9 protein-coding genes are annotated in these 11339 nt (G+C 71.4%); 7 read left to right on the top strand and 2 right to left on the bottom strand.

Annotation, left to right across the window (positions count from 1 at the left end; translation table 11 throughout):
* Positions 1-7 precede the first annotated feature (7 nt).
* Together mtrB and mtrA are read right to left on the bottom strand one after the other, a co-directional pair.
* Positions 8-1702, bottom strand: coding sequence for an MtrAB system histidine kinase MtrB (mtrB, locus tag ET475_RS12115; RefSeq protein WP_129390507.1), 1695 nt, complete (start codon positions 1700-1702; stop codon positions 8-10).
* A 7-nt stretch (positions 1703-1709) separates the two neighbouring features.
* On the bottom strand, positions 1710-2390 hold the full coding sequence (mtrA, locus tag ET475_RS12110) for an MtrAB system response regulator MtrA (RefSeq protein ID WP_129390504.1): 681 nt from the start codon (positions 2388-2390) through the stop codon (positions 1710-1712).
* 167 nt (positions 2391-2557) lie between these two features.
* Between mtrA and ET475_RS12105 the strand changes: the two genes are divergently transcribed.
* The 7 genes from ET475_RS12105 to aqpZ all read left to right on the top strand — a co-directional run bounded on the left by ET475_RS12105 (position 2558) and on the right by aqpZ (position 11167).
* On the top strand, positions 2558-3967 hold the full coding sequence (locus ET475_RS12105) for a DUF7847 domain-containing protein (protein ID WP_242497621.1): 1410 nt from the start codon (positions 2558-2560) through the stop codon (positions 3965-3967).
* Positions 3964-4620, top strand: coding sequence for a DUF4129 domain-containing protein (locus ET475_RS12100; RefSeq protein WP_129390499.1), 657 nt, complete (start codon positions 3964-3966; stop codon positions 4618-4620). The genes ET475_RS12105 and ET475_RS12100 overlap by 4 nt, the downstream gene beginning before the upstream one ends.
* Positions 4617-5828 carry a DUF4350 domain-containing protein gene (locus ET475_RS12095; protein ID WP_242497620.1) on the top strand — a complete coding sequence of 404 codons (1212 nt, stop codon included), beginning with the start codon at positions 4617-4619 and terminating at the stop codon, positions 5826-5828. Before ET475_RS12100 ends, ET475_RS12095 begins: the two co-directional genes overlap by 4 nt.
* Positions 5825-6925, top strand: a complete 1101-nt coding sequence (locus ET475_RS12090; RefSeq protein ID WP_129390496.1) for an AAA family ATPase — start codon at positions 5825-5827, stop codon at positions 6923-6925. The genes ET475_RS12095 and ET475_RS12090 overlap by 4 nt, the downstream gene beginning before the upstream one ends.
* 56 nt (positions 6926-6981) lie before the next feature.
* Positions 6982-8283 (top strand): DUF58 domain-containing protein, encoded by a 1302-nt coding sequence (locus ET475_RS12085; protein ID WP_129390493.1) that lies wholly within the window; start codon positions 6982-6984, stop codon positions 8281-8283.
* A gap of 285 nt (positions 8284-8568) precedes the next feature.
* Positions 8569-10272, top strand: a complete 1704-nt coding sequence (locus ET475_RS12080) for a calcium:cation antiporter (RefSeq protein WP_422879914.1) — start codon at positions 8569-8571, stop codon at positions 10270-10272.
* Positions 10273-10408: 136 nt separating this feature from the next.
* A complete protein-coding gene (gene aqpZ / locus ET475_RS12075) occupies positions 10409-11167 on the top strand; it encodes an aquaporin Z (protein ID WP_129390489.1) in 759 nt (252 codons plus the stop codon).
* The last annotated feature ends 172 nt before the right edge of the window (positions 11168-11339 follow it).

Here is an 11339-nt window from a genome sequence, read left to right as displayed (position 1 = left end):
CGTCGTCTCATTCCCGGCCCCCGTTCGAGATGTCGTGCAGCGCGATCGGCTGGGTCAGCCCCAGATCATCCAGCGACGACGCGTCGTCGCCGGGATCGGTGGGGATCGGCGAGCCGGGTTCGACCGGCACCGGTCCTCGCGGCAGTGTGAGCACGAAGTTCGACCCGTGCCCCGGTCGCGACCACACCGTGAGCGTGCCGCGGTGCAGCGTGGCATCGCCCAGCGCTATCGACAGCCCCAGACCGGTGCCCCCGATCGTGCGTTTGCGCGAGGGATCGGCGCGCCAGAACCGGTCGAAGACCCGCTCGGCATCGGCTTCGGTCATGCCCATTCCGAAATCACGCACGCCCAGTGCGACCGCCTGCTGATTGCTGTCGACGGTCACGACGATCGGCTTGCCTTCGCCGTGCTCGATGGCGTTTCCCAACAGGTTTCGCACGATACGGCGGATGCGCCGCGGATCCATCTCGACCGGGGAGTATCCACCCGGTGCGACAAGACGCACGTCGCTGCCGTGCTGTTCTGCCAGCTGCTGCATCGAAGCGATGACGTCGTCGGCGAGACGGGCCAGGCTCGTGGGCTCGAGTTCGAGCTGCACCGAGCCGGCGTCGTAGCGGCTGATCTCGAGCAGATCGGTCAGCAGCAGTTCGAACCGCTGCACTTGCGCGTGCAGCAACTCGGCGGCGCGCGCGGTGGTCGGGTCGAACTCGTCGCGACGGTCGTTGAGCATGTCGGTGGCCAGCCGAATGGTCGTCAGCGGCGTGCGCAGTTCGTGCGAGACGTCGGAGACGAAGCGCTGCTGCACGAGCGAGAGCTCGGCGAGCTGGTTGATCTGCGATTCGATGCTGTCGGCCATGGCGTTGAACGACCGCCCCAGCGTCGCCAGCTCGTCTTCGCCTCGTACGGTCAGTCGCACGCCCAGGTCGCCTGCGGCCAGCTGCGCGCTCGTGTCGGCGGCCTCGCGGATCGGGGTGGTCACCGCCCGCAGCGTGAACCAGGCGATGGCGCCGATGAGCACCACCAGCGCCGACCCGACGATCCACAGGGTGGCCTGCACGAAGCTGAGGGTGGTGGCGGCGTCGTCGAGATCGTAGGCCAGGTACAGCTCGTACGGTCCGATGTCGGGCACGACGATCTGCTGGCCGACGACGATTCCGGGGCGCGCCGATCCGTCGCCCGCCGGCAGCGCTATCGACTGTGCCCACTGCTTCTCATCGCCGCCCTGGTCGCGCACATGCTTGCGCAGTTCGGGCGAGATCATGTTCTCTTCGAGGCCGCCCGAGCGAAAGCCGGGCGGGGCCAGCTGCGACGGCGTCGCATCGATGCGCACCGCAAGGGTCATATCGGTGGCCGACTGTTGCGAAAGCGGACCCTGGATGCTGGTGAGAAGGTTCTGCACCTGCACCGGGTCGTCTTGCACCACGGCGTTGTCCAGCGTCGACTGCGCACTGTCGACGGCGCGACGGGCATCGGTCAGAGCCTGCGTCTTGCGCGACTCGAAGAGGTCGTTCTGAATCGCCAGTGCCATCCACACACAGGCGATGATGATCGTCAGCGCCGTCAGCACCAGGGTGATCACGACCGTGCGGAACCGTAGCGAGCGCCGCCACAGCGTGGCCAGGTCTTCGGCCCGGGCCCGCCACCATGCCCAGTCCCGCCAGGTGACGGGAGGTGCAGACGTGGTCACCGTTGCGGTGGGCACGTCGGCCTCACACGATGGCGCCGGCGCGGTAGCCGACTCCGCGCACGGTGGTGACGATCTTGGGGTTGTCGGGGTCGAGCTCGACCTTCGCGCGCAGGCGCTGCACGTGCACGTTCACCAGGCGGGTGTCGGCCTTGTAGTGATAGCCCCACACCTGCTCCAGCAGCATCTCGCGCGAGAAGACCTGCTGCGGCTTCGAGGCCAGCGCGACCAGCAGCTCGAACTCGAGCGGCGTCAGGGCGATGGAGCTCTCTCCGCGACGCACCTCGTGGGCAGCGACATCCACCTCCAGATCGCCGATGCGCAGCACCTCACCCGGCGACGGGGCGCCGGGACGCAGACGGGTGCGAATGCGTGCCACGAGTTCTTTCGGGTTGAACGGCTTGACGATGTAGTCGTCGGCCCCCGACTCGAGCCCACGCACGACATCGGCGGTGTCGGCGCGCGCCGTGAGCATGATGATCGGCACACCCGACTCCGCGCGGATGCGGGTGCAGATCTCGATGCCGTCCACGCCGGGCAGCATGAGATCGAGCAGGATCAGATCGGGTCGCTCGCTGCGCCAGGCGCTGACGGCAGCGGAACCGTCGGCGCAGAAGGCCGTCTCGAACCCCTCCGTGCGCAACACGATGCCGATCATCTCCGCCAGGGCGGTGTCGTCGTCGACAACCAGGATCCGTGAAGTCATGTGAACGTGTTTCGTCCTTCATCCGGCGCGGCCGGGCGTGCGTACCGGCGGCGCAGTCCCCGTCCGCCTTTGTGACAGCGTAGCCGAGCCTGAGCCCGTGTGCGCCCGTCGCCGCGCGGCGGTGTGACACGATGGAACTTCGGAACACCTGCGCGCGAGGAGGCTTGGTGACCGCGTATCCGACTTGGACGCCCGCGTCGCGGCCCGGCATCATCCCGTTGGAGCCGCTGAGCTTCGGCACGGTTCTGGGCCGCTCATTCAGTGCGCTGCGGCGCAATCCGCGCGTGCTGCTGGGCTTCGCCCTCGTCGTGCAGGCGCTGGCCACGCTGCTGGTCATCGCGGCGGTGGCCGCGACCGCCTTCTGGGCGTATGCGCGCCTGCAGAACGTGCCCACCACTTCGCCCGACTACGACACGCTGCTGGCCGGAACGGTCGCGATCGGCATCATCGTCTCGTTCGTGCTCGGCCTGGTCGCGGCAGCGCTGCAGACCATCGTGCAGGCGGTGGTGGTCACCGATGTCGCGCGTGGCGCGGTCGCCGAGCGCGCCACGCTGGGCGAACTGTGGCGGCAGGTCAAGCCGGTGGCCTGGCGCCTGATCGGCTACACGCTGCTGATCACGCTCGCGATGCTGCTGGGGGTGGGCATCGTCGCCGGTGTCGTCATCGGCGTCAGCACTCTGGCCCCCGTCGCCGGCATCATCCTCACGATCCTCGCGGTGATCGGGGCGATTCCGCTCGTGCTCTGGCTGTCGACGAAGCTTCTCGTGGCCTCGCCGGCCATCGTGCTCGAGCACGCCACCATCCGGCAGGCCATTGCACGTTCGTGGCGGCTCAGCCGTCGGCGGTTCTGGCCCATGCTGGGCGTCGTGGTGCTCATCCAGGTGATCTTCGGCGTGGCCGCCCAGGTGGTCACGCTGCCCTTCACTCTGCTCGGCGGTTTCATCGGGTCGGTGATCGCGCCCACCGGAGACCCCGACACGCAGATGATCGTCAGCCTGGTGGTCTCGCTCGCGCTGCCCGAGATCGTCTCGCTGCTGATCGGATCGGTCGCCGCGGTGGTGCAGGCCACCGCTTCTTCGCTGCTGTACATCGACGCGCGCATGCGCAAAGAAGGCCTCGACCTCGACCTGCTCGCCTACGTCGAGCGGCGCGATGCCGGGGCGAGCGAGCTGCCCGACCCCTACACCCAGCACATCGGGCGCGAGCTCGTGCGCTCTCCCCTCGGGTACCCGTCGTACCCGTCGCAGCCGTCTGGGCAGCCTCCGTACGCGCAGCCGACGTACGGCCAGCAGCCGTACGGGCAGCCGCCGTACGGGCAGCAGCCGCCCTATGGACAGCCATACCCGCCCTCTGGACAGCCGCCCTACGGCCAGCCGCCGTATGGGCAGCCCTCATCCACTCAGCCGCCCGACACGCAGCCCTCGCCCGGCACGCAGCCCTCGGCGCCGCAGCCGCCCGCGCCCGAGCGGCCGCAGCCGCGCTACGGCCAGTACGCGCCACCGCCGGCGCCCGAGCCCCCGCATCCCGCCCCCACCCAGTGGGCGCCGCCCGGTCGGACCGCGGACCCCGGCGAATGATCCGGCTGCCCTTCGCCGACGACGTGCCGCCGCTGACCCCCGACGGCGACCAGGCGCGCCAGTGGGCCGAGCACGAGCTCAGCGATCCGGCGTACGCGGCCGCGCATCCGACGCCGATCGACCGCATCGCCCGGTCGGTGCAGGAGTTCTTCGACCGGCTCTTCAACTCCGGCGTCAACGACGCGGTCGGGCTCTGGCTCGGAGTGGGCGTGGCCGTCGTGTTGCTCGCGCTCATCGTGGTGGCCGTGATCTTCTCCGGTCGCTCACGACTTTCCCGACGGGCCACGCCCGAGGCGCTCGACCTTTTCGGCGACGCCGAGACCCGTACGGCCGCGCAGCTGCGCCGCGCCGCGGCATCCGCTGCCGGGGCCGGCGACTACGACGAGGCGATAGTCCTGCGCTTCCGCGCCCTGGCCCGCGGACTCGTCGAGCGGCGCGTCATCGAGCTCGTGCCGGGCGCCACCGTGCACGCCTTCGCGCGGCGCGCGGGCGAGGTCTTCCGCTCTGAGCAGGCGGTGCTGGATGCCGCAGCCGGCGTGTTCGACGACGTGCGGTATCTGCGCCGCGCGGGCACGGCCGACGGCTACGGGCGGGTCGCGCGTGCCGATGACGCCGTGCGCGACCGCCAGCTCGCGTCGGAGCCCGCCCGGTGAGCGCGCCGGCAACCACCGCGCGCCGTCGGCGCGTGGGCGGGTGGGTCGCCATCGGCGCCACGCTGGTGGTGGTCGGCATCATCGCGACGATCCTGGCGGGCATGGGGCAGTGGACGCGCCGCGATCTGCTCGACCCCGAATCCACCGGCACCGACGGCGGCCGCGCACTCGCGCACATCCTCGCCGACCGCGGCGTCGACGTGCGCGTCGTGCGCGACCGGCACGCGCTCGAAGCGGCGCTGCAGTCGGCCGGCGGCACCGACCGCACCCCGGCCGAGGCGACCCTGGTGCTGCCCGACAGTCCGCTGCTGTCCGATGCCACCTTCGAGAAGATCGCCGACAGCGCCCTCGATGTGGTCATCGCGCAGCCGCAGGCGCGCGCCGCGCGCGTGCTGTTCGACGCCGAGCTGTCGGGGTACGGCACCGACGGCCCGGTGGCTCCCGCCTGCGCTCTGCCGGCCGCGCAGCGGTCGGGCGCCATCTTGCCCGGCACACTGTTCGCTCCGCCCGCCGACGGCGACGTCACCGCCTGCTACACCGTCGACCAGGATGCCGCCCTGCTGCAGCGCACGCGCGCCGGGCGCACCGTCACTCTTATCGACGCGACCGAGCTGTTCACGAACTCCACCCTCACCGCGAACGGCAATGCCGCTCTCGGCGTCAATCTTCTCGGCGGGCGGTCCACGCTCATCTGGTACATGCCCTCGGCCGCCGACGCCGATGCCGGCGACGTGGCCCCCTCGCTGGGCGAGCTGACCCCCGACTGGGTCTCTCCGGTGATCGTTCTGCTGCTGCTGGCCGGGGTGGCCGCCGCCGTCTGGCGGGGCCGCCGATTCGGCCCCCTCGTGGCCGAGAACCTGCCGGTCACGGTGCGCGCCGCCGAGACCACCGACGGACGCGCGCGCCTCTACGCCCGCTCCGGCGACCGTCTGCACGTGGCAGACCGCCTGCGCATCGGCACGCTCGGCCGCCTGGCACGGCTCCTCGGACTCGGCCGCACGACACCGGCGAACGAGGTATCCGACGCCGTCGCCGACAGGCTCGGGATGCCGCGGGCACAGGTGCGCGGCATCCTCATCGACGATCGTCCCGGCACCGACCGCGAGCTTCTCGCACTCAGCGACCGGCTGCGCGATCTCGAGCGCCGGGTGCACCAGGCGGTGCGCCCCGACACGAACCCGCCCACCGACTCCGGGAGGACCCCATGACAGACCCGATTCCGGCCGACCCCACCCGCCCGTCGAGCGAAGAGCACCCCGACCCCGCCCGGTCGTTGAGCGAGGAGCGCCCCGACCCCACCCGGTCGCCCCGCGAGGGGCGCAGCGACGCGACGAAACGCCCCGCCCCCGCGGCATCCCCCGACGACGCCCTGCGCACCGCCCTGCACCAGGTGCGCCTCGAGGTCGGGCGCGCCGTGATCGGCCAAGACGGCGCGATCAGCGGTCTTCTCATCGCCCTGCTTGCCGGCGGCCACGTGCTGCTGGAGGGCGTGCCCGGCGTTGCCAAGACCCTGCTGGTGCGAGCTTTCAGCCGGGCACTGAGCCTCGACACCAAGCGCGTGCAGTTCACCCCCGACCTCATGCCCGGCGATGTCTCGGGCTCGCTCGTCTACGACGCACGCACCGCCGAGTTCGAGTTCCGTGAGGGACCGATCTTCACGAACATCGTGCTGGCCGACGAGATAAACCGCACCCCGCCCAAGACGCAGGCGGCGCTGCTGGAAGCCATGGAAGAGCACCAGGTCACCGCCGACGGCGTGACCCGGGATCTGCCCGACCCGTTCCTGGTCGCCGCCACGCAGAACCCGATCGAGCACGAGGGCACGTATCCGCTGCCCGAGGCGCAGCTCGACCGCTTTCTGCTCAAGCTCATCGTGTCGGTGCCCGACCGCGACGCCGAGCTGCGCGTGCTGCGCCAGCACGCCGACGGCTTCGATCCGCACACGCTGGCGGGCATCGAGCCGGTCGTCGATGCGGCGCAGCTGCGCGCGGCACGGCGGGCCGCGGCATCCATCGCCGTCACCGACGAGGTGCTCGGGTACCTCGTCGACCTCGCCCGCGCGACCCGGCAGAGCCCGTCGGTGCAGCTGGGGGTCAGCCCGCGCGCGGCCACCGCGCTGCTGGCCGCCGCGAAAGCGTGGGCGTGGCTCAGCGGCTACCCCGCGGTGACCCCCGACCACATCCAGACGATGCTCGTGCCCACCTGGCGGCATCGCATTCGTCTGCGACCGGATGCCGCGCTCGAGGGCGTCTCGGTCGACGCGGTGCTCACCGCGGTGCTGCAGCAGACCCGGGTGCCCATGTGAGCGGGGTCCTTCCCACGCCTGCCGACCGCACGAGCTGACCCGACGAAACGGAGCACATGTACCTGACCGGGCGCCTCTCTCTCGCCCTCGCACTCGGCGTCATCCCCGTGATCGTGCTGTCGATCGCGGGGATCGACCCGTGGATGTCAGCGGCCGGATGGCTCGTGCTGTGCGCGCTGGCGATCGTCGCCGATGTCGCGCTGGCGGCCGATCCCCGGCGGGTACGCGTCGAGCGCGACATCCCGCGCCGTGCGCTGCTGGGCAGCCGAGTCGAGACGACCGTCACGCTGCGCGGCGAGCGCCGGCTGCACGGATGGCTGCGCGACGCGTGGCAGCCGACCGCCGGCGCACCGCTGGCCCGCAGCGCCGTCCGGCTGGAGCCGGGCGAGGCGCTCCGCATCGCGGCGCCGCTGCGTCCGCGCCGGCGGGGTGAGCTGGTCTCGGAGTTCGTCGTGCTGCGGTCGCTGGGGCCGCTGGGGTTGGCCGGTCGACAATCACGACTCGAAGCGCGGGGCACCATCCGCGTGCTGCCGCCGTTCACCGCGCGCCGGCACCTGCCCTCGCGGTTGGCACGGCTGCGCGAGCTCGACGGGGCCACGAGCGTGCTGATCCGCGGCCAGGGCAGCGAGTTCGACAGCCTGCGTCCGTACGTGCGCGGCGACGATGTGCGCTCGATCGACTGGCGCGCGACGGCCCGTGCCGGCACCACCATGTTGCGCACGTGGCGCCCCGAGCGTGACCGGCACATCGTGATAGTGATCGACACCGGACGCACGTCGGCTGCCCGAGTGGGCGACGGCGTGCGGTTGGATGCCGCGATGGAGGCCACTCTGCTGCTGGCGGCCCTCGCCGCCCAAGCCGGAGACCACGTGCATCTGATCATGGCCGACCGCGCCGTGCGCGCTCGGGTCACCGGCATCGACGGCGACGCGCTGCTGCCCGCCCTGGTCGACGCCATGGCCCCCGTCGAGCCGACGCTCATCGACACCGACTGGGACGCCGTGGCCGCCCACGTGCGCTCTCTGGCCGTGCGGCCCTCGCTCGTGGTGCTGCTGACCGCTCAGGATGAGGCATCTGCCGCCCGCGGCTTTCTCGGCACACTGCCCGGTTTCACCGCGCACGCCCACGTGCTGGTGGGAACCGTCGCCGACACCGGACTGAGCGTGCAAGCGCGCGCCCGCAGCACGGTCGGCGAGATCTACCGCGCGGCCGCCGCTGAGCAGACACTCGCCGACGCCGACCGCGTGACTCAGGCCGTCGTCGCCGCCGGCGCTGACGCGCTGACCGACGGGCCCGAAGAGCTCCCACCCCGCATCGCCGACCGCTACCTGCAGCTGAAGGCCGCGGGGCGGCTCTGACGGCGCGCCGCTCTTCGTGAGTGCTCTTGAATTCGTGAGTCCACTTGAATTCGTGAGCCCACTTGGACTCGTGAGTCCGCTTGAATTCGTGAGTCCACTTAAGTCGTCGCATATGGCCCCGTTCTTACCGCGCGAGGGGCCATATGCGACGACCGAAGGATGCCGCAGGTACCGCTGCCCGGGTCTCAGGCGGCGTTGCTATCCTGAACGGGCGTGCATTCGCCACGTCCGGGACGACCCGGGCGCGCAATCCTGGCGGGGACGGCCCCGAGACCAGGATTCGCCATGACCGCCCCTCGCCGCACAGCACCCGCCCCGGCACCCACGCCCGCCGCCTCGGCACCCACGCCCGCAGCGCCCGCCCCCGCCCCGGCATCCACCCCCGCTCCTGACCCAGCCGCACCCGCAGCGCCCGCCCCGGCACCCACGTCTGCGGCGCCCTCCGCCCCACGCACCCCGGCGTCCACACCCGCAGCGACTGCCGCGGCACCCACACCAGCCGCGGTACCCACGCCTGCCGCCTCGTCCACGCCCTTCGGCCCCGCCCCGGCATCCACCCCCGCAGCTAACCCGGTCGCACCCGCGCCGGTACGCCCGGCATCCACGCCCGCAGCACCAACCGCGGCACCCACGCCCGCAGCGCCCGCGCCGGCATCCACCCCACGCACCCCGCTGCGCGCGGTCTTCACACCGGGCGCGCTCGCCCGCGTCGTCGTCGGATGGCTCGCCTTCGGCGCGCTCACGCTCCTGACGCCCGCTCTCACCCCGCCCGCCCCCGCGCCGCTGCTGATCGCCGTCCTGGCAGGCACGGTCGCTGTCGTCGTCGTGTGCGCTTTCGGCGTCGTCCATCAGGCCGAGCGACTGGCCGCACGACTCGGCGACCCGTTGGGCACACTCGTGCTCACCCTGTCGATAGTGCTCATCGAGGTCGTTTTGATCGCGGCGGTCATGCTCGGCCCCGGCGACCACGCCACCATCGCGCGCGACTCGGTGCTCGCGGTGTCGATGATCATCCTCAACCTCGTGGTCGGGCTCTCGCTGCTGGTCGGCGGACTTCGTCACGGCAGGCTGCGCCACAACCGCACCGGCACCTCGACGTATCTCGGCATGCTCGTCGTGCTGCTCGCACTCGCGTTCGGGATGCCGCAGCTCATCGGCCAGCGCGGATCCTTCACCGGCATCCAAGCCGTCGTCGTGATCGTGCTCACGGTCGGGTCGTATGCGTTCTTCCTGTGGCGGCAGACCGGTGCACAGGCCGGCGACTTCGTCGAAGTCACGTCCGGCGTGCGCGGGGCAACGCAGCGTTCCGGTGCCGGCGCCGCGGCGCAGCACCCGGTCGCCGACCACGCGCCGTGCCATCCCACGGCAGGCACCCGCACCACACCGCGGCATCCCGCTCCCAGCACCCGCGCCGCATCGGAACATCCCGCCGTTGGCGCCGCACCGCAGCCTCCCGCCGTCGGCCCCGCGCCACAGCACCCGGTCGCCGGCGCCGCACTGCGGCATCCCAGCACCCAGGCCCTGGTCCGCACACATCGCAGCGAACTGATTGCACGGTTGGGGCTTCTCATCCTGACCGTGTTGCCGATCGTTCTGCTCTCGCACGACCTGGCAGCGATGCTCGACGATGGCCTGGCCCGCCTGCGGGCGCCGACGGCGCTGTCGGGCATCCTCATCGCCGCGATCGTGTTCCTGCCCGAAGCCATCACGTCGGTGCGCGCCGCGCGCGCGGGCGAGATCCAGCGAGTGAGCAACCTGTGCCACGGCGCGCTCGTGTCGACGGTCGGGCTGACCGTGCCGGCGGTGCTCGCGGTGGGTCTGGTCACGGCACAACCCCCTGTGCTCGCGCTGGATCCTGTCGGGATGCTGCTGGTGGCGGCATCCCTGCTGCTGTCGATCGTGACCTTCTCGGGACGCCGGGTCACCGCCGCGCACGGGGTCGCGCATCTCGTGCTGTTCGCGGCGTACGGTCTCAGCGTGTTCGCCTGACGCGCGCCGATGTGGCACAACGGCGTGTCGTGCGGTGCCCCACCGGTGTCGATGCCGATAACCTCGCCGCATCGGTGTGTCGCATCGACCGCAAGACGGTTCCGGACACTGCCGGACACGAACAAGGGAGACTTCCATGTCGGACTCGACGCCTGCTTCGCCTCCGCTCGTCACCCGAATGGTGGCCGAAGCCATCGGAACACTCGTGCTGGTGTTCGGCGGCGTGGGCACCGCGCTGTACGCGGCTGACTTCGCCGTCGGCGGCGAGGGGACGCCGCTGGGCGTCGGACACCTCGGGGTGGCCCTCGCCTTCGGCCTGACCGTACTGGTCGGCGTCTATGCGTGGGGCCCGATCTCGGGCGGCCACTTCAACCCCGCGATCACCCTGGGGATGGCCACAGCCGGGCGCTTCGCCTGGAAGGACGTCATCGGCTACATCGTCGCCCAGATCGTCGGCGGCGTCGTCGGCTCCACGTTGCTCGTGCTGATCGGGCTGTTCGGGCCCGACAAGTGGCTGAGCACCGCCCAGTCAGGCGGCTTCGCCAGCAACGGGTTCGGTGACCACTCCCCTGGCGGCTGGGGTATCGGCGCCGCGATCCTGGTCGAGATCATCCTGACGTGCGTGTTCGTGCTGGTCGTGGCCGGCTCGACGAGCAAGCGCGCGCCGGTGGGCTTCGCGGGGCTCGCGATCGGTCTGACGCTGACGCTTATCCACCTGATCTCAATCCCGATCGACAACACCTCGGTGAACCCGGCCCGATCGATCGCCGCGGCGATCTATGGCGGGGTCGGACCGCTCGGGCAGCTGTGGGTGTTCATCGTGTTCCCGCTGGTGGGTGGCCTCATCGCTGGCCTCGTGCACCGCGCTCTGTTCCCCGAGCCCGAGCTTGCCTGACCCCACGCGCTAGGACCGTATCGGGCGGACGAGCCCGTCGCCGCCATTCCGCGGCGCCGGGCTCGTCCGCCCGAACTGTGCCGGTGCCAAGGCTAGGCGTGCAACCACTCAGTCTGGGCGCCCGAACTGCACCGGTGCCCGGACCGGGCGTGCAAGAACTCAGTCTCGGATG

The organism is Microbacterium protaetiae (genome assembly GCF_004135285.1).
GTDB classification, from domain to species: Bacteria; Actinomycetota; Actinomycetes; order Actinomycetales; family Microbacteriaceae; genus Microbacterium; species Microbacterium protaetiae.
Note: the sequence above shows the minus strand (reverse complement) of the source record. Positions and strands in the feature narration are given on the sequence as shown.

What these genes read in the sequence shown, in the direction of transcription:
- ET475_RS12085 (WP_129390493.1), top strand. Translation starts at nt 6,982, where the DNA reads ATGTACCTGACCGGGCGCCTCTCTCTCGCCCTCGCACTCGGCGTCATC.
- ET475_RS12100 (WP_129390499.1), top strand. Translation starts at nt 3,964, where the DNA reads ATGATCCGGCTGCCCTTCGCCGACGACGTGCCGCCGCTGACCCCCGAC.
- aqpZ (WP_129390489.1), top strand. Translation starts at nt 10,409, where the DNA reads ATGTCGGACTCGACGCCTGCTTCGCCTCCGCTCGTCACCCGAATGGTG.
- ET475_RS12080 (WP_422879914.1), top strand. Translation starts at nt 8,569, where the DNA reads ATGACCGCCCCTCGCCGCACAGCACCCGCCCCGGCACCCACGCCCGCC.
- ET475_RS12090 (WP_129390496.1), top strand. Translation starts at nt 5,825, where the DNA reads ATGACAGACCCGATTCCGGCCGACCCCACCCGCCCGTCGAGCGAAGAG.
- mtrA (WP_129390504.1), bottom strand. Translation starts at nt 2,390, where the DNA reads ATGACTTCACGGATCCTGGTTGTCGACGACGACACCGCCCTGGCGGAG.